At 52.5% G+C, this 23848-nt stretch carries 21 protein-coding genes; 16 read left to right on the top strand and 5 right to left on the bottom strand.

The window, feature by feature from the left end:
- Nucleotides 1–222 precede the first annotated feature (222 nt).
- From HMPREF9412_RS20240 to HMPREF9412_RS20205, 9 genes are all read left to right on the top strand, one after another.
- The gene (locus HMPREF9412_RS20240) at nt 223–1194 is read left to right on the top strand and encodes an ABC transporter permease (RefSeq protein ID WP_441295377.1); all 972 of its coding nucleotides are present in this window, start codon (nt 223–225) and stop codon (nt 1192–1194) included.
- Nucleotides 1195–1204: 10 nt separating this feature from the next.
- On the top strand, nt 1205–2101 hold the full coding sequence (locus HMPREF9412_RS20235; protein WP_009593621.1) for a carbohydrate ABC transporter permease: 897 nt from the start codon (nt 1205–1207) through the stop codon (nt 2099–2101).
- Nucleotides 2102–2239: 138 nt separating this feature from the next.
- Nucleotides 2240–3868 (top strand): ABC transporter substrate-binding protein, encoded by a 1629-nt coding sequence (locus HMPREF9412_RS20230; protein ID WP_009593584.1) that lies wholly within the window; start codon nt 2240–2242, stop codon nt 3866–3868.
- A gap of 19 nt (nt 3869–3887) precedes the next feature.
- Nucleotides 3888–5312, top strand: a complete 1425-nt coding sequence (locus HMPREF9412_RS20225; RefSeq protein ID WP_009593620.1) for an alpha-L-fucosidase — start codon at nt 3888–3890, stop codon at nt 5310–5312.
- A gap of 176 nt (nt 5313–5488) precedes the next feature.
- Entirely contained in the window at nt 5489–7153 is a 1665-nt protein-coding gene (locus HMPREF9412_RS20220; RefSeq protein WP_009593622.1) for a DUF4091 domain-containing protein, read from the top strand.
- Between the two features lie 154 nt (nt 7154–7307).
- Entirely contained in the window at nt 7308–7472 is a 165-nt protein-coding gene (locus HMPREF9412_RS32995; RefSeq protein WP_009593612.1) for a hypothetical protein, read from the top strand.
- A gap of 48 nt (nt 7473–7520) precedes the next feature.
- Nucleotides 7521–8975 (top strand): aminotransferase-like domain-containing protein, encoded by a 1455-nt coding sequence (locus HMPREF9412_RS20215; RefSeq protein WP_009593604.1) that lies wholly within the window; start codon nt 7521–7523, stop codon nt 8973–8975.
- Between the two features lie 242 nt (nt 8976–9217).
- Nucleotides 9218–10135, top strand: coding sequence for a D-alanine--D-alanine ligase (locus HMPREF9412_RS20210; RefSeq protein ID WP_009593585.1), 918 nt, complete (start codon nt 9218–9220; stop codon nt 10133–10135).
- A gap of 6 nt (nt 10136–10141) precedes the next feature.
- Complete coding sequence (locus HMPREF9412_RS20205) at nt 10142–11344, top strand: aminotransferase class I/II-fold pyridoxal phosphate-dependent enzyme (protein WP_009593609.1); 1203 nt, start codon at nt 10142–10144, stop codon at nt 11342–11344.
- Here the strand turns inward: HMPREF9412_RS20205 and HMPREF9412_RS20200 are convergent.
- Entirely contained in the window at nt 11330–12235 is a 906-nt protein-coding gene (locus HMPREF9412_RS20200; protein ID WP_009593605.1) for a helix-turn-helix transcriptional regulator, read from the bottom strand. The genes HMPREF9412_RS20205 and HMPREF9412_RS20200 overlap by 15 nt on opposite strands.
- Nucleotides 12236–12448: 213 nt before the next feature.
- Between HMPREF9412_RS20200 and HMPREF9412_RS20195 the strand changes: the two genes are divergently transcribed.
- On the top strand, nt 12449–13336 hold the full coding sequence (locus HMPREF9412_RS20195) for a sugar phosphate isomerase/epimerase family protein (RefSeq protein ID WP_009593599.1): 888 nt from the start codon (nt 12449–12451) through the stop codon (nt 13334–13336).
- A gap of 26 nt (nt 13337–13362) precedes the next feature.
- Nucleotides 13363–14394, top strand: a complete 1032-nt coding sequence (locus HMPREF9412_RS20190; RefSeq protein WP_009593615.1) for a Gfo/Idh/MocA family protein — start codon at nt 13363–13365, stop codon at nt 14392–14394.
- A 152-nt stretch (nt 14395–14546) separates the two neighbouring features.
- Here the strand turns inward: HMPREF9412_RS20190 and HMPREF9412_RS20185 are convergent, their stop codons facing one another.
- Genes HMPREF9412_RS20185 through HMPREF9412_RS20175 form a run of 3 tightly spaced genes read right to left on the bottom strand, consistent with a single transcriptional unit; the run spans nt 14547 to nt 17405 of the window.
- A complete protein-coding gene (locus tag HMPREF9412_RS20185) occupies nt 14547–15443 on the bottom strand; it encodes a sugar phosphate isomerase/epimerase family protein (protein WP_009593618.1) in 897 nt (298 codons plus the stop codon).
- 49 nt (nt 15444–15492) lie between these two features.
- On the bottom strand, nt 15493–16350 hold the full coding sequence (locus HMPREF9412_RS20180) for a sugar phosphate isomerase/epimerase family protein (RefSeq protein WP_009593626.1): 858 nt from the start codon (nt 16348–16350) through the stop codon (nt 15493–15495).
- Nucleotides 16347–17405 carry a Gfo/Idh/MocA family protein gene (locus HMPREF9412_RS20175; RefSeq protein WP_009593602.1) on the bottom strand — a complete coding sequence of 353 codons (1059 nt, stop codon included), beginning with the start codon at nt 17403–17405 and terminating at the stop codon, nt 16347–16349. Before HMPREF9412_RS20175 ends, HMPREF9412_RS20180 begins: the two co-directional genes overlap by 4 nt.
- 126 nt (nt 17406–17531) lie before the next feature.
- On the opposite strand from HMPREF9412_RS20175, the gene HMPREF9412_RS20170 reads away from it, so the two are divergent.
- The 5 genes from HMPREF9412_RS20170 (at nt 17532) to HMPREF9412_RS20150 (ending at nt 23032) form a co-directional block, all read left to right on the top strand.
- Nucleotides 17532–18389 (top strand): AraC family transcriptional regulator, encoded by an 858-nt coding sequence (locus HMPREF9412_RS20170; protein ID WP_009593625.1) that lies wholly within the window; start codon nt 17532–17534, stop codon nt 18387–18389.
- A gap of 312 nt (nt 18390–18701) precedes the next feature.
- Nucleotides 18702–20465 carry a glycerol-3-phosphate dehydrogenase/oxidase gene (locus tag HMPREF9412_RS20165; RefSeq protein WP_009593616.1) on the top strand — a complete coding sequence of 588 codons (1764 nt, stop codon included), beginning with the start codon at nt 18702–18704 and terminating at the stop codon, nt 20463–20465.
- Nucleotides 20466–20790: 325 nt separating this feature from the next.
- Complete coding sequence (locus tag HMPREF9412_RS20160) at nt 20791–21600, top strand: HAD-IIA family hydrolase (protein WP_009593587.1); 810 nt, start codon at nt 20791–20793, stop codon at nt 21598–21600.
- Between the two features lie 70 nt (nt 21601–21670).
- Nucleotides 21671–22276: a glycerol-3-phosphate responsive antiterminator gene (locus tag HMPREF9412_RS20155; protein ID WP_009593577.1), complete on the top strand. Its 606-nt coding sequence runs from the start codon at nt 21671–21673 to the stop codon at nt 22274–22276.
- A 42-nt stretch (nt 22277–22318) separates the two neighbouring features.
- Complete coding sequence (locus HMPREF9412_RS20150; RefSeq protein WP_009593619.1) at nt 22319–23032, top strand: MgtC/SapB family protein; 714 nt, start codon at nt 22319–22321, stop codon at nt 23030–23032.
- 125 nt (nt 23033–23157) lie between these two features.
- Here the strand turns inward: HMPREF9412_RS20150 and HMPREF9412_RS20145 are convergent, their stop codons facing one another.
- On the bottom strand, nt 23158–23841 hold the full coding sequence (locus tag HMPREF9412_RS20145; protein ID WP_009593624.1) for a lysoplasmalogenase: 684 nt from the start codon (nt 23839–23841) through the stop codon (nt 23158–23160).
- Nucleotides 23842–23848 lie beyond the last annotated feature (7 nt).

Below are 23848 nucleotides of genomic sequence, written 5' to 3'. Positions count from 1 at the left end.
GCCCTGCGGACGATGCTGTCCTGCGGGCTTTTTTGCCGTCAACGGAGAGAGGTTTAGCGGCGGAAAAAGGTTTATCGCTCTTTACGGCCTGCCGGCTCTGAAATTTTCCCCTGCTCGCGGAAATACGTTGATTCGGAGAATCTTGTATATTGATCGGATGGAACCGTCCGCTCTAAACTTGGGACCAACACAAAGCGAAGGAGGGTGACCCCATTGGCTCGTATGAGCAGCGCAATTTCAGTACCTGCAGATGCACAGGCACCAACGAATCTACCATCGAACAAGCCCATGAACCGAACGAGGAAGAAGCTGATGAAGCACTGGCAGTTCTACCTGCTCGTGTTCTTCCCGTTAGTCTACATCATCCTCTTCAAATACGTTCCGATGTTCGGCGTACTGATTGCATTCAAGGAATACAACGTCGTACAGGGGATCTTCGGCAGTCCATGGGTAGGGTTCGATTATTTCCGGCAATTGTTCGACGCGCCGTTCTTCTGGCAGTATGTCCGCAACACGCTCGAGATTTCCCTGTACGGCCTGCTGGTCGGATTCCCTGCACCCATTCTGTTGGCGCTGGCCCTGAATGAGATCAGGAACGGGCGATTCAAGAAAACCGTCCAGATGGTGACGTACGCGCCGTACTTTATTTCAACGGTTGTCATCGTCTCGATTCTGATCGTGAACCTCTCGCCCAACACCGGGCTGATGAGCAACCTGTTCCGGGCGCTGGGACTGGAAACCGTTGATTTTCTCGGCGTGCCGGAGCTGTTCAAATCGATCTATGTCTGGTCCGATGTATGGCAGTTCACCGGTTACGGCGCCATCATCTATATTGCAGCCTTGGCGGGAGTTAATCCCGATTTGTACGAGGCGGCCCGAGTGGATGGGGCGACCCGGTTTCAAAAAATCATCAATATCGATATTCCCAGCTTGTTTCCGGTCATCGTCATTTTGCTCATATTGAATCTGGGCAATTTGATGAGCCTGGGCTTCGAGAAAATCTATCTCATGCAAAACCCGCTGAATCAGAACACGTCCGAAGTCATCTCCACCTATGTGTACAAGGTCGGCCTGCTCGGTGCGAACTTCAGCTTCTCCGCCGCCATCGGCCTGTTCAATTCCGTTATCAATTTCATTCTCTTGGTCATCGTCAATTACGTATCCAGAAAAGTCTCATCCACAAGTCTATGGTAGGAGGAATCGCATGAGCAGATCAACCGTACGGGAGTCCGCTGCAGACCGGATTTTCCTTGGTATCGTGTATTTGTTTCTATCCGTCGTCCTGATCGTCATCCTGTTTCCGCTGCTGCATATTGTAAGCGCATCCTTCAGCTCCCCGGGCGCGGTGTCGTCGGGCAAGGTGTGGCTGTGGCCGGTGGACGTGACCTTGATCGGCTACAAAGCGGTATTCCAGAATTCCAATATTCTGATCGGGTTTGGCAACTCGCTGTTCTATGCCGTTGTCGGCACGCTTGTCAACGTCGCATTCACGGTGATGCTTGCATATCCGTTAGCCCGAAAGACGTTTTACGTTCGCAACATCATCATGATGCTGCTGGTGTTCACAATGTTTTTTGACGGCGGGCTCATTCCGAACTATCTTCTCGTGAAGTCGCTCGGCATGCTCGACACGCGCTGGGCCATGATCATACCGGGTGCGTTAGCCGTGTTTCAGGTCATCATCGCCAGAACCTTTTTTCAAACCACGATCCCGGAGGAGCTCGCCGAAGCGGCCGAAATGGACGGCAGCAGCGACATTACCTTTTTTCTGAAAATCGTCCTTCCGTTATCCAAGCCGATCCTGGCCGTGCTCGCGCTGATGTACGCCGTCGGCCATTGGAACTCCTATTTCAACGCCCTGATTTATTTAAAGGACAGCAGCCTGTTTCCGCTGCAAATCTTCCTGAGGGATATTCTGATCCTGAATTCCGTCAGCGCCGAGATGGTGACCAACGTGAATGAGCTGCTGGTCCGTGAAGGGCTGAAGGATCTGCTGAAGTATTCGCTGATCGTGGTGGCAAGCGCCCCGGTGCTGGTCATTTATCCGTTCGTGCAGAAGTATTTTGTCAAAGGCGTGATGATCGGGTCTTTGAAAGGGTGATTCCTGCTTATTGTGAAGGAGGTGAGGCCGGCAGTATAGAATGGGTAATTCCGATGATCGGACACATAGGGGGTATATGCAAAATTACGGTTCGTTTATGAAGTACGGGCAAGCATTTCATATTAGGGAGGAATTGATTTGAAAAGGTTCACTGGATTAGGATTAAGTCTGATTCTCGCGGCAGTGCTGGTTTTATCCGCTTGCGGCAAATCGAGCGAAACAGGAACTGGAAATCCGGCAAGCCCTCCGGAGTTGGGGGCACCCGTTGAACTATCGGTATTCGCTCCTCAGTCCGCCGGCATCGAGAGCCTCGATGTCAATCCATTCTCCAAGCATATCGAAGAGAAGCTGGGGATTACGTTCAAATGGAATACGACGCCCGACGCGGTATTCAACGACAAGAAACTGCTGATGCTGGCCAGCGGGGATTATCCGGCGCTTATTATGAATGCCGGCATATCCAAGGCGGATCAGATCAAGTACGGAATGCAGGGGGCCTTTATCCCTTTGAACGATTTAATCGACCAGCACGCGCCGAACATCAAGAAGGCATTGGAGGAAGTTTCCTATTTGAAATCCGCCATGACGGCCCCGGACGGCAATATATACGCGCTTCCGAAGGTGAACGAGTGCCTGCACTGCACGTATGGCCAGCGGATGTGGATCAATACGACCTGGCTGGAGAAGTTAGGGCTTGAAATGCCAACGACCACCGACGAGTTCTATGAAGTGCTGAAAGCCTTTAAGGAGCAGGACCCGAACGGCAACGGAAAGGCTGACGAAATTCCGATGACCACTTCCCTCGATGTATGGGGAGGAGGAGTTGACGCCTTTTTGATGAATGCTTTTATATACAACAATGGCACGACTTATCTAAGCGTGAAGGATGGCAAGGTGATTTTGTCCGCGGCTGAGCCCGAATGGAGGGAAGGGCTGAAATATCTGCGTAAGCTTTATAGCGAAGGACTGATCGATAAAGGAGCCTTTACGCAAAACGGCGATGCCGTCAAGCAGCTTGGCAACAAAGAGGAGAATGTGGTCGGCACCGTCGGTTATGCGCTGATCAGCAGCGTGCTGGAGCCGACCGACGCCAAGCCCCGCCATAAGGAATACGATGTCGTTCCCCCGCTGAAAGGACCGAATGGCGTGCAGCTGGCAGGATATAGCGTCGGAGCAGGGGACGGATCGTTTGTCATTACGAACAAAGCGACGGAGGAGCAGCGGATCGCAGCGATCAAGCTGGCGGATTACTTGTTCTCCGAAGAAGGCACCGTCATGACTTCCTGGGGGTTCGAGGGAGACGGATGGCGAAAGGCGGAGTCCGGTGCGCTTGATTACAACGGCGAGTCGGCCGCATACGAAGCGTTGAAGCGGGACGTGCCCGAGGGATCCCTTGACGTAACCTGGTGGCAGCTCGGCACGATGCTGATGGTGAATTCCCTCCGCGAATCCTTTGTTGCTCCTGAAGATCCGCTCGGCAACGGAGCCTACGAGTATCGTTTATGGCTGGCTGCCAAGAAATATGAGCCTTTTGCCAAACCGGAGCTAGTGTACCCGACCGATGTGTTCATCGATCCGAAAGACGCAACCTTTATCGCGCAGATTCAGAAGACGATTCAGGATTACGTGAAATCGAACCTGGCCCAGTTCGTAACCGGCAGCAAAGACATCGAGAAGGATTGGGATGCCTATGTCAGCGGATTTAAGGGGCTTCAGCTGGATAAGTATCTGGAGATTCATCAGAAAGCATTAGACAATCAAGGATGAGGTATGGGAGGTTTATCGCTTGCACAATTTCATTGAATACGCTGCCAACATCGAGCCCTCGGAACGTCAATTAGCCGTACAGGAGATGGAGTTCTACGCCTTCTTTCATTTTACCGTCAATACGTTCACGGATATGGAATGGGGCACGGGAAAGGAAGACCCGGCGCTGTTCAATCCGGCGCAGCTGGATGCGGATCAATGGGTCAGCGCTTGTGTCAGCGCCGGGATGCGCGGCTTGATCCTGACCTGCAAGCATCATGACGGCTTCTGTTTATGGCCGAGCCAGTATACGGAGCATTCCGTGAAGAGCAGTCCATGGCGAAACGGCCATGGGGATGTGGTGAAGGAGGTTGCCGATGCCTGCAGGAGAGGGGGGATCAAGTTCGGCATCTACTTGTCCCCCTGGGACCGGCATGAACCGTCCTATGGGGATTCGCCGCGGTACAATCAATTTTTCCTGAATCAGCTAAGAGAGCTCCTGACCGGCTACGGCGAGATATTCAGCGTCTGGTTTGACGGAGCCTGCGGCGAAGGACCGAACGGCAAGCGCCAGGAATACGATTGGGATGCGTATTACGCCCTGATTCGGGAACTGCAGCCGAATGCCGCCATCTCGGTATGCGGACCGGATATTCGCTGGTGCGGAAATGAAGCGGGGCATTGCAGGGAGTCGGAGTGGAGCGTCGTTCCGGCGTCGCTGCGCCAAAATGAAGCGATCCAGGAAAAGTCGCAGCAAACCGATGACCGGGAGTTTGCGCGCCGCTATGAATCCAGCGAAGAGGATCTCGGCAGCCGGAGCGTCATTCAAGGCGAGAAGGAGCTGGTATGGTATCCGGCCGAAGTGAATACCTCGATCCGTCCCGGCTGGTTCTACCATGCGTCCGAAGACGATAAGGTTCGATCGCTGGAAGAATTGCGGCATATTTATTACGGCTCGGTTGGCGGCAATGCCACCTTTCTGCTCAATATTCCGCCGGATACCCGCGGACTCGTTCATGAGAACGATCTGCGGCGTCTGCAGGAACTCGGGGACGCCATCCGAACAACGTTTAATACCGATTTGGCAGCCGGAGCGGATATTACGGCTTCCGAAACGAAAGCCGGATCGGATGCTCGAAATATGGTCGACGGTAACAAGGATACGTATTGGAGCCCTGAGGAGGGCACGGAATACGCCGTGATTGAGCTGGACCTCGGGCGGGCGATCGATTTCGATCATATCGTATTGGCCGAATACCGGTACGGGCAGCGGCTCGAGCGCTTCGAGCTTGAATATATGGAAAACGGGAACTGGCACACGATCCAATCCGGGACGGTAATCGGGCGCAAACGCATCTGCCGCTTTCCCGCCGTACGCGCTCAATATATTCGCCTGACCATTTTGGAATCGAGATGGTGCCCGCGCCTGTCCGGCATTGAAGTTTACCGGAGCTCGAGGGATTGAAGGGAGGACTGCAGATTTGCAGCCTCCCCTAAGGATTGGCAGTAATAAGGCGGCCATCGCAAAAGAGCGGTGGCTCCTTTTTTTCGAAAACGCAAAATTTACCTTCCGTTCCATCCAGATTAGTGTAAGATGTACGTGAAAGTACCTCATTCCATTGTAGAGAGGATGCAACCAGCATGAGTCATTCCGTAACGTTTGAAACCCGGCTGTTGAGCTCTTTGTCCAAAGTATTCGCCGATGAAGAAATGTCCCAAGCCGCCTACGACACAGGAGCAGCGTTTAACAATGAGACATTCTCGTTTCAAGTTGCCTACCGTTCCAATCGTTTGTTAAAAAACATCCGGGTCATTCTGCAATCTGAGTTAAGCGAACGAATTACCGTTCGTGCCGTAGGTCTAGTTCCGTCGGAGCTGCCTACATATCATGACCATGATGAGTTTGTCTTAAGAGCCACGCCCGGGTTGTATCCGGATCCGTTGCTGCCTCTAACATCAGAATCTGTTGTAAACGGTTACCCGAACCAGTGGAGAAGCCTATGGATCACGGTACGGCCTGATGGTGAGATCAAGGGCGGTACGTATGAAATCCGGATCCGCTTTGAAGCGGAATCGGGAGATACGCTTGGGGAAGAGGTATTTACACTGGAATTGATTCCGGCAGCTTTGCCTGCACAGACGCTGATTCATACGGAATGGTTCCATGCCGATTGCCTGGCGAACTACTATGAAGTGGGGATTTTTAGCGAACGGCACTGGACCTTGATCGATCAATTTATGCAGACCGCAGCTCAGCATGGGATCAATATGATCCTGACCCCGGTGTTTACGCCTCCGCTGGATACGGAAGTGGGCGGGGAGCGGCCGACGGTACAGTTGGTCGATGTCGATGTGAACGAAGATGGAACATATACGTTCGGGTTTGACAAACTCGACCGCTGGGCAGACCTGTGTGATTCCAATGGGATTCAGTACCTGGAATTCTCCCATCTCTTCACGCAGTGGGGAGCCCGCCATGCGCCGAAGATTATGGCTAACGTGAACGGACAGCCGGAGAAGCTGTTCGGATGGGAGACGGACGCGACGGGAGAAGCGTATCATGCCTTCATCCGGCAATTCATCCCTGCCCTGACCGGCTGGATCGAAAGCCGGGGGCTTGAGCAGCGCTGTTATTTCCATGTATCCGATGAGCCGTCAGAGTCCCATTTGGAGGCTTACGGCCATGCAAGCCGGTTGATGAACGAGCTGCTGCCGGATTACCCGATCATCGACGCGCTTTCCGATATTTCGTTCTATGAGCAGGGGTTGGTGAAGCGTCCGATTCCGGGCAATAACCACATCGAGCCTTTCCTGGATCAGCAGGTAACGCCGCTGTGGACCTATTATTGCTGCTCCCAGTACAAGGAAGTGTCCAACCGATTCTTCAACCTGCCTTCGGCGAGGAACCGGATCATCGGGATTCAGCTGTATAAGTTTAACATCGAGGGATTTCTCCATTGGGGATATAATTTTTGGAATTCGCAATACTCGAAACGCGCCATTGATCCGTTCAAGGTGACGGATGCGGATTGCGGTTTTCCTTCCGGAGATGCTTTTGTGGTATATCCCGGCGAAGAAGGGCCGATCGAATCCATTCGGCTGAAGGTATTCCAGGAAGCGCTTCAGGATTTGAGAGCGCTTCAACTGCTGGAGACGCAGATCGGCAGGGAGGCAGTTCTGCAGGCGCTGGAAGAAGGGCTTGAAGAGCCGATCACCTTCAAAACGTACCCGAGGGATCCGGAATGGCTGCTGTCGAAGCGGCAGTGGATCAATGATAAGATCAGGGAAAGCTTGGCTGTGAAGTAAGCGGGCCGGGCATACGGCTTATTTTGACGAATCAGGGCCATTTAGGCCTAACGAATCCAGCGTTATACTGCCCCATCTTCCTTTGAGAAGGTGGGGCAGTTTTTGATTTTTCGATCTGTTTTTTCGCCTGACGGGTACCAAGAAGGTTTCATTCTTGCTTGTGCATGATCCCGTATGGTTCCATGATAAAGAGAACGTGCATGTCATCAAGGTATATTGGCGCAAAGGGCAGTCCAATCCTAGAGATGAGATGGCCAGGATGCGGCAAACGATATCGGCAAACCACGCCCGAGGCGAAAGAGGCCTGCTGTGGTTCTAGTGGTGCCGCCGAAATTATGCCATCATAAGAGCAAGGGGGAAATGAACGATGTATTTGGATTTCAAGTTGGCGAATGACCGCCCGGCGTATATTCAAGTCAAGGATTACATGAAGCGCTTGATGACAACCGGGGCGCTGCAAGCCGATCAGAAGCTTCCCTCCACGCGTGAGCTAAGCGCGCTGTTTCGAGTGGGCCGCAATACGGTGCTGAGCGCATACTCCGATTTGGAGGATGAAGGCTATATCTACGCGGTTAAAGGGCAAGGACACTTTGTTTCCCCTTCGATCAGCGGGGCATCCGCACAGCCTGAAGGTAAACGGCTGGACTGGGGTCCTCGCCTGAACGAGTATGCCAGGCTTGCGGAAGCGAATGATCTGATGAAGCACGGGATCCGTGCTGAGAAGGGCTCCATATCGTTTACAAGCATCGCTCCCGATGAGAAGCTGTTCGACCTGCCCAATGTCAAGCGCGCATTCCTGGACCGGATGTCGCTTGAAGGGGATATTCTACTAAATTACGGTTACGCCAAAGGCTATAAACCGCTTATTGATTACCTTCTCCGTTACATGGAGAACAAAGGCGTGAATATTCAGGGCAAAGATATGCTGATCACCAGCGGTTTTACGGAAGGCTTAAGTCTGGTGCTATCCGCCTTGAACCAAGGGCATGGCCGCATTCTATGCGAGAATCCCACCCATCATACCGCCATTAAAAATTTTAAAATGCACGGGTACTCCATTACCGGCGTCGAGATGGAGCAAGACGGCATCAGCCTGACAGGGCTCTCACGCGAGCTGTCGGAGCGGTCGTACGACATGGCGTACCTTGTGCCTTCCTATCATAATCCTACCGGAATCGTGATGTCCCACCAGAAGCGGCTGGAAGCGCTGCGGCTGCTGAACGAGCACGAGATTCCCGTGATCGAAGACGGCTTCAACGAGGAGCTGCGTTATTCGGGCTCCCACATCGCGCCTCTCGTTGCATGTGCAGGGGGAGAGAACAACAGCGTGATTTACTTGGGCAGCTTCTCCAAGATTCTGTTTCCCGGCTTGCGAGTCGGATGGGTGCTGGCCGACAAGACCCTGATTCATTATCTGGAAAGCGTGAAGCGGGCCCGCAGCATTCATACGTCGACGCTGGATCAGTCCCTGCTCTTTCAATATTTGTACAATGGCAACTTCGAGAAGTATTTAAAGAGAGCGAAGGCCGAGTACAAGCGAAAATATGAGCTTGCGATCCGCTGCTGCGAGGAGTGGATTCCGATGGAGCGGCTGTCCGGCGACGGCGGGCTACACCTGTTCGTTGAATTCGGTCCCGAATTCCGAACCCGCGAGCTGCTGGAGGCATGTTCCGCCCAGGGCGTGGTATTCACGCCGGGCGATATTTTCTATACCGATGGCGGCGGCCAGCACACCATGCGTCTTGGATTCTCACGCGTCTCCGACGAGAACATCGAGAAGGGGATTCGGATCATCGGCGAGACGGCAAGGAAGTTGGTGTGATCGGGCTGCAACGGAGAAGGCGGAATTATTGTGGAGAAGCGGAGCGTTCACCTTTGCCGTCGGATTTCAACTTATGAATATTCAAATCAGTAGAAATCTGAGGGCAACGAAAGATCGGAAGAATAATCCGCATGCGGAGTGATGATTAGCATACAAAAGAGATTTAGCTTACGGAGCATGTTTAACTCGTTGGAGCTTTAGAAATTCATATTTTTCCACCACAGTTTTAGGAGGTCTACATCATGAAGGTTGGCGTCATCATGGGAGGCGTATCATCCGAGAGGGAAGTTTCGCTCATGACCGGCAAAGAGATGATCGCTCATTTGGATAAAAGCCGCTACGAGGTCTATCCGATCGAGATTCACGATAAACGCGAGCTGATCAGCAAAACCGAAGGCATCGATATTGCGCTGCTCGCCCTGCACGGCGCGTTCGGGGAAGACGGCACGGTGCAGGGCACCCTCGATACGCTGGGGATTCCGTATACCGGCAGCGGCGTTCTGGCCAGCAGTCTCTGCATGGATAAAGATTTGAGCAAGAAGCTGCTGCGTTACGAAGGATTGCATACGGCTGACTGGATCATGGTCAGCTGCATGGAAGAGCTGGCGGCCGCCGACGTGGAGGGGCTCGGTTTTCCCGTTGTGGTGAAGCCGAATGCGGGCGGGTCCAGCATCGGTACCCGGATCGTGCGCGACTCGGCTGGCCTAGCATCCGCCGTCGAAGAGGCGCTGCGGTGGGACCGCTTCGTCATGATCGAGCAATGGATCGAGGGAGAGGAAATCACCTGCCCGGTCCTGAACGGCGATATGCTTCCGATTGTGTCGATCAAGCCGAACTCCGAATTCTTCGATTATGCATCCAAATACGAAGAAGGCGAAGCGGATGAGCAGGTGATCGAGCTTCCCACAGAACTTCAGGAGCAGGTGCGCACAGCCGCGCTTCAATGCTATAAGGCGATGAAGTGCAGTGTATATGCCCGGATCGATATCATCCTGAAGGGAAAGATTCCTTATATTTTGGAGGTCAACACGCTTCCGGGTTTAACGAAGACCAGTCTGCTGCCAAGAAGCGCGGAAGCGGCGGGATATTCGTTCAGCGGACTTTTGGATGCCTTGATTGAAACCTCATTATCGGAACGAAAAAGCGAAGGCAAGGAGTAGAAGGATATGAAGACAACGAGCAGCTTTCTAACATCGACGGTGCAAGTCATGCCGCCATCCGGCATCCGGCAATTTTTTAATGCTGCGGAAGCGGATGACGAGGTCATTTCGCTCGGCGTGGGCGAACCGGATTTCGTGACGCCCCAGTGTGCGATCGACGCATGCAAACGGGCGCTGGAGCATGGGCGCACGATGTACACGCCGAATGAAGGGCTGATGGAGCTGAGGGAAGGAATTGCTGACTATCTGCATGCCGGCTTCCAGCTGCAATACGAGCCGTCGAGGGAGGTCCTGGTTACGGTCGGCGGCAGCGAAGCGATTGATCTTGCGCTGCGGGCGCTCATCTCGCCGGGCGATGAAATTATCATTCCCGTACCGGGATATGTCGCCTATGCTCCTCTAGTGCAATTGAACGGCGGCACCGTCGTCGAGCTGGAGCTATCCGCGGAGCATGACTTCAAATTGACGGCGGATGCACTGCAGCAGGCGATTACGCCCCGGACGAAAGCGATCGTTGTTAACTTTCCGAGCAATCCGACAGGAGCCGTCATGACCCATGAAGATTGGCTTCCGATTGCGCGCCTTGCGGTCGAGCACAATTTGGTGGTGATTTCAGACGAAATGTATGCCGAGCTTACTTATAGCGGCACGCATACGAGCGTTGCTTCCCTGCCGGGGATGCGGGAGCGGACCGTCATCATCGGCGGATTCTCCAAAGCCTTTGCCATGACGGGCTGGCGGGTCGGTTACCTCTGCGGCGATGCCGGGCTGGTGAGCGCTATGGTCAAGATCCATCAGTATACCGCGCTCTGCGCGCCCATCATGGGACAGATTGCGGCCATCGAATGTTTAAGGAACGGGCTCGGGGATCGGGATGTGATGAGGCAAGCTTACGATGAGCGCCGACAAATGTTTGTGCAGGGACTGAGCGATATCGGCCTGAGCTGCCGCGATCCTCAGGGAGCCTTCTATGCATTCCCCAGCATAACCGGAACCGGCCTCGGCTCGCAGCAGTTCGCGGAGCGATTGCTTCGGGAGGCCAAAGTAGCCGTTGTGCCGGGCCATGTATTCGGTGCCGGGGGCGAAGGCTTTATCCGCTGCTCGTATGCCGCTTCATCCGCTCGACTCTGCGAAGCGCTCGAACGAATGGAACGCTGGCTTCAAACGCATGTACGTGCCGAAGATCTTCATGCCTTACAGAATTCTTGACAGCTTCCGGTAATCGGTAGCGGTAATCCCCTCCAGCCTCCGGAAGATCCGGCTGAAATAATGAATGTCCGGGTATCCGACGCCTTCGCCAACCATCTCGATCGAGATGTCGGATTCCCGGAGCAGCCGGCGCGCTTCCCGGTGGCGAACGGATTGCACGAATTCGCTCGGCGGCATCCCGGCAAGGCGCTTAAACAATTTGGCGGTATGATCCGCGCTTAACATCAAATGCTCCGCGATGACTTTGTTGCTCCAGTCTTTGGCTGGAGCTTTTTCGATTTGCGCCATCAGCTCGATCAGTTTGGCCTCGTGCGGCGACGTTTCCGTCAATGCCCGGGAGGGGTGCGTCCGAAACAGCTGAACCAGCACATCCAGCATCAGTCCCTTGCAGGCAAGCTCATAGCCGGCGGGACGCAGGGTGAATTCCTCTACGATGCGTTCCATCATCTGTACGCATGGCAGGGGAGGCGTGTAGATAATCCGGGAAGAAAGGGCAGGGAAAGCGGATGACACGGCTTCATGCGCGAACTTATCCGTATCCACCACGGCTTCGTTCACGATCATATCGGCTTCCGTTTGGATGTCCAGCTCATCGAAAAAATCAAAATGGATGCCCAGAAAACGCGCGTCGGGATGGGAAACCACCTCATTCTGGTGGTAAACGCCGGACGGCAGGAAGATCAGCTGGCCTGCTTCAACGACATGCCGGTTCCCGTACATCGTGGTAACGGCTTCCCCATGGCATACATAGAGCAGCTCGAAATCATATAACCTGCGCTGCGGGAGAGCTCCCGTCGCCATGCGTTGAAACTGTGCATAATGAATGCTGGGCGACCATTCGCAAAAAGGCGCTTCGCGTTTTACCGGATAATCGGGTTCCATATCGGCCATCGTAGATTCACTCCCGAATGTTATTAAGAGAATAGAACGGAATTGTCCAAATAATCACTTTTCTTTCTAAATCATTTTTTGGAATATTTATTTATTATATAAGTATTATTACATCCAATTGGTTTATTTACAACTTGACGGAAAAAGTCAAATGATGCGTTTCAGAAAACGTTTGCAACATCATCAACCCATAAATTTTAGGAGGGATTTGCGATGAAAAAAGGGATTAATATCTGGTCGTTCCCGGGAGAGGCTTCCATCTCCGACTGTATCCGATTGGCAAAAGAAGCGGGCTTTGACGGAATCGAACTGTCGCTGAACCAAACGGGGGAGCTCGGGCTCCAGGCAGGCGATAAGGAAGTGCAGAACATAGCGGCACAGCTGAAGGACGCGGACCTCGAGATTGCAGGATTGGCGACCGGCTTGTATTGGGATTATCCGATGACCAGCGACGACCCGGCTATCCGTGAAAAGGCTATGGACGTTTGCAAGAAGCAGCTGGAGCTCGCGGCTGCATTCGGAGTGGACGCCATTCTTGTGATACCAGGGGCGGTCGGCGTCGATTTTGTTCCCGGTTCCGCAGTCATCGACTACGAATATGCCTACGAGCGGGCACAAGAATCCATTCGCAAGCTGGTTCCGTACGCGGAAAGCGCCGGCGTTGCGATCGCGCTCGAGAATGTCTGGAACAAATTCCTCTTGTCCCCGCTGGAATTGCGAACCTTCATTGATGAGATCGGTTCCGACTATGTAGGCTCTTATTTTGATGTAGGCAACGTCGTGCACAACGGTTATCCGGAGCATTGGATTCGAATTTTGGGCGAGCGGATCAAGAAAGTCCATTTCAAGGATTACCGCAGGCAGGCAGGCGGATTGCACGGCTTTGTCGACCTGCTGGCAGGAGACGTCAATTATCCTGCAGTGGTGGAAGCTTTGCGCCTGATCGGCTACGACAACTATGTCACAGCAGAGATGATCCCGGCCTACACCCATTACTCGGAGCAGATCATATTTAACACATCCAATGCGATGGATGCGATTCTCGGACGGACGCCGTCTTTGCGCAAGCCGGACGCGCGGCAGCATCAAGGACAATCATAATCATAAGGAATACGGAGGGAATAAGAATGCTTAAAATCGGAATATTGGGTTTTGGTTTCATGGGCCGCATGCATTTCGACAATTATCTTCGTTTGGCTCAAGAAGGTGCGGACATCGAGCTGGTGGCGATTTGTGATCTGCGCATCGATGAGCTTAAAGACAGCAAAGCCAACGGGAATATGGCGACCGAGCGCGATGTCTACGACCTGGAGCCCTATCGTCTTTACGACCACGTGGACAAAATGCTCGAGCATGAAGAGCTGGATATCGTGGATGTATGCCTGCCGACGTATTTGCATGCGGATATGTCCTGCATGCTGCTGGAGCGCGGCATTCACGTCCTGTGCGAAAAACCTGTTGCGGGCAGCTCGGAAGAAGCCTGGCGCATGGTGAAAACAGCGGAACGCACGGGCAAAACGCTAATGATCGGACAATGCCTGCGTTTCTGGCCGGCTTATGAATATTTGAAAGATTGCGTGGAGGACGGCCGCTACGGCAGCATCGTTGCAGGCGAATTCTTCCGGGGATCGGAGCCGCCTAAGGGCTGGTTCCTGGAAGGGGAGAAGAGCGGAGGCTGCATCACGGACATGCATGTGCATGACGCGGACATGATCCACTGGCTGATGGGCAAACCGGAGCGGGTGTCCACATTCGCCAAAACGATCATTGAGGGAAGCTCGTACGATATCGTATCTACCCATTACACATACCCTGACGGGAAAGTGATTAACGCCCATGCGGATTGGACGCTGCACGGCGAACATGGCTTCTATATGGGATACCGGGTAAATTTCGAGGCGGCTACCCTGGTGTTCGAGAATAATGAATTGAAGGTGTATCCTGAAGACGCACCGGGCTTTTCAGCCGAACTGTCCGGAGATTCCGGCTACTACCGCGAGCTTCAGTATTTCATCGAGCATGTTGCGCAAGGGAAGCCGGTAGCGGTATGCACGCCAGACAGCGCGGCCGGGTCGCTGGAAATTATCGAAGCCGAGATCCGTTCCGCGAGAGCGAACGGGGCTTTGGAGAACGTGACGGGGAAACAGGCGGTATCTTAAGGTACACAAGTTTCAAGTTCCAACACATCATGGTAAAGACAATGAACAGGCCGATCAGGAAATTTCCTGATCGGCCTGTTGTTTGGGTTTATCGAGACCGTGCCAAGCGAACGCTGCGGTTTGCTTGGCACGGTCTCAAAGCTTGCGTCGGTTTATGCTCTGAACGTCTTCAAGAAGTCAACGGCAAGCTTGATGTCCGCTTCCGGATTAGCCTTCACTTCGCGTTCGATTGTCAAATACCCGGTATAGCCGATATCCTTAAGGGCCTGCAGGTAAGCATTCCAGTTAACGCCGCCTTCGCCAAGCGGAACCTCACGGAACTTCTCGCCGGACTCCGCCATATCGGCAATTTTGTCATGGTCAAGCGCGGGTGCTTCATATCCGAAATCGCCGTATACGTCACGAGGGTCGATGTAGTCTGCCAGCTTGATTCCGTCCTTCGCGTGGGTATGCACGATGTAATCCTTCAGGTTATATACGCCCTGTACTGGATCGTCACCCGTAACCATGACCATGTTGGCCGGGTCGAAGTTAACGGATACGCCGTTGGAACCGAGGCCGTCCAGGAATGATTTCAAGTGAGCCGAAGGCTCCGGCCCCGTCTCGATGGCAAAATATGCGTTCATCGAGTTCGCGAAGGTGCTGAGCTCTACGCAGGCCTTATGCATCGTTTCATATACGCGGCCGTTGTGATCCTGCGGCACGATGCCGATATGGGTCGTAATGATATTGGTTCCAAGCTCCAAACCGAGCTCCATGATCCGTTTGGATTTTTCGATTTTGGCCGCATTCTCGGCGGGATCCTGAAAGCCGTGTCCGCCAAGGTCACCGACGAGGGCGGAGATTTCAAGTCCCAGGGAATCGATATAATCCTTCAATTCTTTCCGCGCGGAAGCCGAGAGGTTGGCCGGATCCATTTCGCCGTGAACGGCATAGATCTGAACGCCGTCCGCGCCGACCTCCCGGGCTTTAACAAGACCTTCTCTTACTCCTACCCGAAAGCTGTCAACAATAACGCCAATTTTGTTAGGCATGATAGGCTTCGACATCCTAATATCCCCCTTGTATCATCCTTATGTCATTCGTGGTCCGTCTAAGTTAAGCTTCTTTCCAGGCTTTACGGACATATTCCAATCCGAATTTGGCTCCCGTACGGCAATCTTCCATTCCCTCGAATTCAATCGAGATATAGCCGTCATACCCGGATTCCTTCACGATGCGAACGACTTCCGGCATATCGATATCGCCTTGGCCGACAATCGCGCCGCGCAGCCAGTTGCCGCTGGAGGTGTTAAACCAGCCGGATCCGGGTGCACGGTGAGCCGGACGATAGTAGAAGTCCTTGAAGTGAACCATCGAAGCCAGGCCGATGTTGTTCGCCACTGCCACCGTGGATACCTCGTCTGCGCAGAGGAAGTTCCCGATATCCAGAGTAGTTTTGAAGTTAGGGTGATTCACGGTTTGAACCAACGCTTTGACACGGTCGCTGTGCTGAATGAAGTAGCCATGGTTCTCCACGCTGGTGGTGATGCCGCGTTCTGCCGCATAATCGGCAATGATACGGCATGCATTGGCCATCCGCGGAAGCTCCTCCAGGAAATGAGTGATGGACAAGTCTTTGGAGGAACCTACGTCATGGCGCATGAGCTTGGCGCCAAGCGCAGCCGCTATGTCCACTTCGCCTTTGACTCGTTCAATCTCCGCTGCATAAGCAGCGTCATCCAATTCCGCAAAATTGGCGCCGATGGCATAGTTGGAGATGTCAAGTCCTTTAGAAGCGGCGTGGGATTTGATCGTATCAATCAGCTCCGGCGTTTCCTTCAGGTTAAAGCCGATCGGAACGATCTCGATATGCTCTCCGCCGATCTCCGCAACGTAATCGATGACGTCGGTAATGGTCATTTCGCCTTTGTTAATGGCTTGGTACAGGCTGTACGAGCTTACTCCGAGTTTCATAGGAGAACTTCAGCCCCTTTCTCAGCGGATTCATAGATGCCGCACAGAATTTTCATGATCTCAACGCCGTCTTCAACCGGGCTGAGCGGTGTCGTGCCGTTCTCGATACAGGAAATGAAATGATTGACTTCGCTTTGGAAAGCGGCATCGAAATCGAATCCCTTGCTGTCCGTTTGCGGCTGGATGTTGATGATGGTATCGTGTTTCTCGGTCACGATGGATACCTCAGGATCAATCTCGAATCCGCCCTTGTCTCCATACAATTTAACGGATTGCAGATTTTCCTTCGAGTGCAGCGTGAAGCTCACGTCCACCAGCAACGAAGCGCCGTTCTCAAAACGGATCATCGCGTTCGCCATATCCTCGACCGTGTTCTTCTCGGCATCATAATCCGCTGCTTTATAGAAGGACAGGTTGCGCACGTTGGAGCGGTTGCCCAGCTTCCGGTATGTATTGGCACTGACGGCAACCGGCTTCGGACGGCCCATCATGTACCAGCACAGGTCGATGACATGCACGCCGATATCGATGAGCGGTCCGCCGCCGGAACGTTCGATGTCGGAGAACCAGCCGCCCGGATTGCCAAGGCGGCGAATGGAGGAAGCCTTCGCGAAGTAGATCTCCCCGAATTCACCCTTGTCTGCAAACTCGCGGAGCATTTGAGCGTTAGGGTCATAACGTCTTACGAAACCGACCTGGAGCATCTTGCCGGAGGATTTCACGGCCTCCTGTACTTGAAGCGCTTCCTCAACGGTGCGGCAAAGCGGTTTCTCAACCAGAACGTGTTTGCCGGCATTCAGTGCCGCAATGCTGATTTCGGCATGCGTATTGTTCCAGGTACAGATGCTTACCGCATCGATTTCCGGATCGGCCAGAAGTTCTTTATAGTCCGTGTAGACTTTGGTAGCGCCGTATTTTTCAGCTGCGCGCTGTGCTCTTTCTTCGTTTAAATCGCATACGGCGAGCAAATTCGCGTTCGCATGTTTTTGATAGGATTGCAAATGCATAGCAGAGATTGATCCAGTGCCAATGACGCCAACATTAATAGATTTCATGAGTTCACTCCTCTGAATTTACTGCATTACACTTTCGTATTATAATGCTTTTAGAGGAAGACACCATGATAAACCGTGCTGTTTGTTTGTACAATTGTGCTGTCTTACTGGAAGGAGATCAGAGCATTGGACAAAACACTGCGAGAACCGATGACGATGCCGGATCCTCAGTTTCCGATCAAGGTTCATCGTTGCGAGTTTGATGGCCGGGGACAGGTATTATTTAATCATCACTGGCATGAGCATCTTGAAATATTATATTTTGTTTCGGGGGAAGCGACGCTGGAATGCGGCTCGACCACCTTTACCGCCAAGGAAGGCGATATGATCGTCATTAACCGGAATGAACTGCATTATGGCCTCAGCCAGTCGGACCATTTGTTTTATTATGCGTTAATCGCAGATTTCTCGCTGCTGCAGAGCCATTCCCTGGATGCGCCCGAGATGAAATTCATCACGCCGATCACCCAGAACCGGCTGATCTTCGAGAACCGAATCAGCGGGGATGATGCGCTGGCACCCATGCTATCCATTATCAAGGAGCTGGAACAGCAGGAGTTCGGCTATGAGCTGGCCATCAAATCGGAGCTGTACCGGCTGCTTACGCTTCTGCTGCGAGGTTATGTCGCGACGGTTCTGACGCAGGATGAATACGTCGAGCGGATGAAGAACGTCGAGCGGTTTGCACCGATATTCAAGTATATCGAGGAGCATTACCGTGAGGATCTGTCGGTGGAGCAGTTATCCGGCATGGCAGGTCTCAGCCGGTTTCATTTCAGCAGATTGTTCAAGGAAATCAGCGGCAGGACCGTAACGGAGTACGTGAATGAAACCAGGCTCAACCGGGCGGATTACCTGCTCCGCGAAAGCCCGCTTACGGTATCGGAAATCGCCGCTGCTACAGGATTCAACGATATTTATTATTTCAGCCGGACCTTCAAGAAATATAAGCGGATGGCTCCATCGGCTTTACGGAAAAAGTGATCCTGAGGGTTTTGCGGTTCTATTAGGTTCCATATAGACATAAATATAAAAGCGACATATAATGAGTAATCATATTGATTGCATAAAGCGGCGGAGACGACGGAGAACCCTTTTGCTTACATGCATACCGTATTTGGTATGCATTCCGAGCAGATGCGGTTCTTTTTTTAGATTATTGAATGTAAAAGTTTTCAGCGAAGCTGAACCCATTCGATAATCGCAAGAAAAACGTCCACTAAATGCGGTCTGTCTTCTGTGAAGGTACGTCGATAGATGTTTTTCTTATTATATGTTGAGAGAGGAGAATGTCAGGTGGGCACAAGCTTATCCGCCAAGATGCGGACCCGTTATTTACAGGACATGTCGGCAAATAAGCTGGATGTGCTGGTGATTGGCGGCGGTATCACGGGGGCGGGCATTGCTTGGGACGCCAGCTGCAGAGGGATGAGCGTCGGCTTGGTGGAGATGAATGATTTTGCTTCGGGAACGAGCGGCAGATCAACGAAGCTGATTCACGGGGGACTCCGGTATTTGAAGCAAGGGGAAATCGGCCTGGTACGGGAGGTGGGCTCCGAACGGGCACTGCTTCACCGCAGCGCTCCGCACCTGGTGGAGCCGATCCCCATGCTGCTCCCTATTTATAAAAAAGGCACCTATGGTTATTTTGCCAGTTCCGTCGGATTGTATCTGTATGATTGGCTGGCGGGTGTCAAGCGCAGCGAACGGCGGAAGATGTTTCGAAGGGAGAGCACCCTGGCCCTTGAACCGCTCTTTCGGAAGGAGGGATTGAAAGGTTCCGGTTATTATTACGAATACCGCACCGATGATGCGCGTTTGACGGTCGAAGTGGTAAAGTCTGCAAGGGCTAAGGGAGCGCACATCGCGAATTACGCCAAGGTGCAGGAATTTATATATCGAGGAGGAAAAGTAGCAGGAGCACAGGTGGAAGACCTATTGAGCGGGGAGACCTATGCGATATATGCCAAAAAAATCATAAACGCCGCCGGTCCATGGGTGGATCAGGTCAGGCTGAAGGATAATTCGCTCAAGGGCAAGCAACTGCTCTTAACAAAGGGCGTTCACCTGGTGGTGGATCATGCCAAGCTTCCCGTACGACAGGCCGCTTATTTTGATGTGCCGGGCGGCCGAATGATTTTTGTCATTCCGCGGGAGGGCAAGACATATATCGGAACGACCGATACTCTCTATAAAGGGGCGATTGAGACGCCCGGCATTACCGAGGAGGACCGCCGCTATCTCATCGATGCGGTCAATCATGCGTTTCCGGATGCAGGGCTGAAGCCAAGCGATATCGAATCCGGATGGGCGGGGCTGCGGCCGCTCGTTCGCGAGGAAGGAAAAGGTCCTTCGGAAATATCGCGAAAAGATGAGTTGTTTATATCCGATTCCGGGTTGATCACGATTGCGGGCGGAAAGCTGACCGGATTCCGGAGAATGGCCGAAAAGGTCGTCAACCTTGCAGCTAGACAGCTTCAGGACGCAGATGGCACCATCTATCCTCCCTGTACGACGGATCGGGTTCCGATAAGCGGAGGAGACCTGAACGGACTCACTTATGCGGAAGCTCAGGAGAAGCTTATTAAACAGGGGGAAACCCTCGGCATCAGGCCTGATGACGTGAGGAGTTTCATGGCCAGGTATGGTACCGATACCCTTGAACTGTTTAAACGGATCAAGGCTGCATCCGACAAAACAGAAGCTATCGGATTTAGATTGCTGCGTGCCGAAATCGAGTATTCCATCGAATGCGAAATGACGATGAGTGCCGTGGATTTTCTGTTAAGAAGAACAGGCTGGATGTTATTCGACCGGCCCAAAACCGAGCGGGTCATTGCTTCCGTCATGAGCTTGATGGGGGAATGCTTAGAGTGGGATCATGAGGAAGTCGACAGGCAATGGGAGCTGCTGCAGGACCAATTGCAAGCGGCATGGGGAGTGGCGGAAGGAAGCAGAATAGAGCTGGCTGCAGCTCCGGCGGATCGGGAACACGCCAATGATGCGGTTTCCGAAGATGAAGCAGGGCATCCGTCGGCCGTGTCGGCGATGAACCGATAAGGTTTATCATCATGATGATCTTGTCAAATGTAAAATGTGGATGTAGTATAACCATATAAAGTTATAGAGCGGGCAGAGATGATGAGAAGCCCTTTGCATAACGAGAATCTTTCATTTGTCATGAATGAAGGTTTCTTCCATGCAAAGGGCTTCTCATTTTTTTGTATCCGCAAGGAACCGCCGGTCAGGGACTAAAGGACATGGCGCTGTCATATGTATACCTTACGGACAGGGGCTGGAGATATAACATAGCGATCTGACCGGACATATGTCCGTGACGTTTGTAGGCAAATTTACAGATTGAACATGCAGAGGAGAACGAAGTATGGATCATTTTGCAGGGTATATTTTTGATTTGGACGGTACGATTTACCTTGGGGCCGAGGCCATCGACGGTGCCGTGGAGACCATTCATTACTTGCAGGGACTGGATAAGAGGCTGTTGTTTTTGACCAACAAAACGATAGACTCTAGGGAGAATTATTTGAAGAAATTAGCGAAGCTTGGCATTCAGGTTGAAATGAATCATATTCTGAATCCCGCGCTTGTTACGATTCATTATCTTCAGAAGCATCATCCGGATGCAAAAGTATACGTTATTGGCGAGGATATATTGAAGAATGAGCTGCTGGACAATGGGATACGATTCGCCTCATCTCCGGAGGAAACCGACGTCGTGGTCGTATCGTGGGATCGGGATTTTCACTATCGTCATCTGGATTTTGCATATCAGGCGATCAAGGGGGGCGCCGAGGTTATTGCTACCCACCCGGATCGAACATGTCCGATGCCTGGCGGTGATGTGCCGGATGCCGGCGGCATGATTGGTGCCATCGAAGGCACTGCCGGCATTACCATTACGACGGTCATGGGCAAACCCTCCGTCTTGACGGCATTGACGGCTCTTGATATTTTGGGAGTGAAGGCCGAAGATTGCCTGATGTCGGGGGATCGGCTGGAGACGGATATCAAGATGGGCAATCAGGCGGGAATGAGCACGGCTTTGGTGCTGACCGGGGTTTCGACCAAGGAGGATCTGATGGACAGCAGCGTGAAGCCCACCTATGTGCTGAATTCGGTTCACGATATTTATCTCAGCGGTACTGCCTTGCAGCAGGCAAACGAAGCACAATGACGAGTATCTACAAAAATATGCCGGGGCAACGGGAGAATTGGAGAGGTTGCGGCGGCAACGAGGTGAAGACATGAAAACCAGTGTTGAAGGTGCACAGCGAATTTCGTATTGCTTGAAGCGTAAACCCATTATTACTTCATTAATGAATGCGGATGAACTTCCTGCCGTGTTAGCGACCGAATCGAACATCGTATTTATTCTCAAGACCGATATTTTTATCATTGAATCGATCGTCGAGGAGATTCGCGAGGCAGGCAAGCTTTCGTTTGTGCATTTTGATCTGATTGAAGGGATCGGCAAAGATAAGACGGGAGTTAAGTACTTGGCTGAGAAGGTTGGCATCGACGGGATTGTCACGACAAAAAACACGGCGATTGTGGAAGCGAAGAAGCTGGGCTTGTTAACGGTTCAACGTCTGTTCGTATTTGACTCCGTCTCCCTGGACAACGGGATCAAAATGATTAAGGCCTCCAATCCCGATGCCATTGAAGTGCTCCCGGGCATGGTGTGCCAGCGGATTATGGAACGTATCCGCGCAGAGGTGGACGTGCCCGTCATTGCAGGGGGGCTCATGATCGATTTGGAGGATTTTGATACGGCTCTAAAGAGCGGTGTAATCGGCATATCCACCTCCAGCAAAGAGTTATGGCGCTGGCAGGATGAACATATGGCATAACGAAGAGCCGCCTTACAAGATGAAGATGGGTGGAGATTAGGAATGGATGTGTTTCAACTGGATACGGAGACCATGCTGATGCGGCTGCTGTTCGCTGCATTGCTCGGCGGTTTGATCGGTTGGGAGCGGGAACGCCGGAATAAGCAGGCCGGGTTAAAAACCCATCTCTTGGTGGCCGTCGGATCGACGCTGATTATGCTGACTTCCATCTACGGGTTTGACTCTGCACTAATCAATCATCCCAATGCGAGGTTTGATCCTGCCCGGCTGGCAGCACAAGTTGTAAGCGGTATCGGTTTTCTTGGTGCCGGAGCCATATTGCGGCGTTCCAATCATATCATTTCAGGTCTGACCACGGCCGCCACTTTATGGGTGGCAGCGGCTATCGGTTTAAGCGTGGGCTCCGGTTTTTACTGGCCTGCAATCATCACGACAGCGATCGTTCTGGTCAGCACGCTGGTGCTGAATAAATTGGAATCGAGGTTTCTCTTTATCAAAAAGTCCGGCAGCTTAAAGATTATCATCGAGGCGGGTGACCGTCCGGTACATGTGAGCACGATTACGGAATTGCTGCAAAAGGCCAATATGACGGTGGAAGGCATGATCGTGAACAATGACACGACGGAAGACGATTCGACCAAGGTCACAATGGAATTCCGGGTGTACTCGTTCAACAGCAAGGGAATTAACGGATTGTTCGAGCAGTTGTGGCAGGTAGAGGGGATTAAGCAGGTTCGCATGAACTGGCGTGATTAAGGACTCGGCGTTGCTTCGTTGCTTGATGGGGGAGTTTTGGACCGACATATCATGGAACATGGAGCGGTGAAATGTCCTGTAAAAGCTGAGCCCGGGGGAACCCGGACTCGGCTTTTTTTGGTTTTCTAATGGATGGCGGAAGCATTGAGTGACGAGTCGCCCCTGCTCCGCGCTTTCGTCCAGTTAAAAGCCGAGATGCTTCTGGCTATCAGGAACTGGGCTGCGTAATACGTGGTCATGATCCATACGTTCGAATAAAGGATATCGGAAACAAACATGTTCCAGGACAGGATCGAGTCCGAGATGACAAAGAGCAGGCTTCCAAGCATGGCTAACCGGTTTCCGGTCATGACGGAGGTCCAGAGCATGGTCGAGATGACCGCAATATAAGCGATGACGGGAAATATCAAAGCCTGCTCCCCATTTGAGTCGAGAGAGGTCACCAATTGAATGCCCATCCAGACCGAATAGGCCGCAATCGGAACGATGCTGAGGAGGCGGGGAAGCGAAGATCGCCATTGTCCCAGGAAGCCGACCGTATAGAACAGGTGACCGATCAGAAAAAAGGTAAGGCCGACGACAAACCAGACGAGCGTACCATCACCAATCATGCAGAAGAACAGTCCCGATAACAGAAGATAGTGAACTTTCGTGGCACGGGGCGGGAACTGGCGATATGCAAACAGGATGATGAGCCACATGGGGATGAGCTTGAACAGCAGTTTGATTAGCAAGGGCTCGGAAGGAATGAAGAAAATGTAAAGCAGACTCATGATCAGGATAAACAACGGCAGCGCATATCGTTTCAAATCAATT

Source organism: Paenibacillus sp. HGF5 (assembly GCF_000204455.1).
Lineage (GTDB): Bacteria > Bacillota > Bacilli > Paenibacillales > Paenibacillaceae > Paenibacillus_AQ > Paenibacillus_AQ lautus_A.
The sequence above is the reverse complement of the archived record's forward strand: the minus strand, read 5'-3'. Positions and strand labels throughout refer to the sequence as shown.

Bases quoted from the DNA above. Each gene is read 5' to 3' on its own strand.
- HMPREF9412_RS20235 (WP_009593621.1), top strand. From the start codon at position 1,205: ATGAGCAGATCAACCGTACGGGAGTCCGCTGCAGACCGGATTTTCCTT.
- HMPREF9412_RS20175 (WP_009593602.1), bottom strand. From the start codon at position 17,405: ATGAAATCTATTAATGTTGGCGTCATTGGCACTGGATCAATCTCTGCT.
- HMPREF9412_RS20215 (WP_009593604.1), top strand. From the start codon at position 7,521: ATGTATTTGGATTTCAAGTTGGCGAATGACCGCCCGGCGTATATTCAA.
- HMPREF9412_RS20200 (WP_009593605.1), bottom strand. From the start codon at position 12,235: ATGGCCGATATGGAACCCGATTATCCGGTAAAACGCGAAGCGCCTTTT.
- HMPREF9412_RS20160 (WP_009593587.1), top strand. From the start codon at position 20,791: ATGGATCATTTTGCAGGGTATATTTTTGATTTGGACGGTACGATTTAC.
- HMPREF9412_RS20180 (WP_009593626.1), bottom strand. From the start codon at position 16,350: ATGAAACTCGGAGTAAGCTCGTACAGCCTGTACCAAGCCATTAACAAA.
- HMPREF9412_RS20185 (WP_009593618.1), bottom strand. From the start codon at position 15,443: ATGTCGAAGCCTATCATGCCTAACAAAATTGGCGTTATTGTTGACAGC.
- HMPREF9412_RS20195 (WP_009593599.1), top strand. From the start codon at position 12,449: ATGAAAAAAGGGATTAATATCTGGTCGTTCCCGGGAGAGGCTTCCATC.
- HMPREF9412_RS20220 (WP_009593622.1), top strand. From the start codon at position 5,489: ATGAGTCATTCCGTAACGTTTGAAACCCGGCTGTTGAGCTCTTTGTCC.
- HMPREF9412_RS20240 (WP_441295377.1), top strand. From the start codon at position 223: ATGAGCAGCGCAATTTCAGTACCTGCAGATGCACAGGCACCAACGAAT.
- HMPREF9412_RS20150 (WP_009593619.1), top strand. From the start codon at position 22,319: ATGGATGTGTTTCAACTGGATACGGAGACCATGCTGATGCGGCTGCTG.
- HMPREF9412_RS20205 (WP_009593609.1), top strand. From the start codon at position 10,142: ATGAAGACAACGAGCAGCTTTCTAACATCGACGGTGCAAGTCATGCCG.
- HMPREF9412_RS20210 (WP_009593585.1), top strand. From the start codon at position 9,218: ATGAAGGTTGGCGTCATCATGGGAGGCGTATCATCCGAGAGGGAAGTT.
- HMPREF9412_RS20190 (WP_009593615.1), top strand. From the start codon at position 13,363: ATGCTTAAAATCGGAATATTGGGTTTTGGTTTCATGGGCCGCATGCAT.
- HMPREF9412_RS20155 (WP_009593577.1), top strand. From the start codon at position 21,671: ATGAAAACCAGTGTTGAAGGTGCACAGCGAATTTCGTATTGCTTGAAG.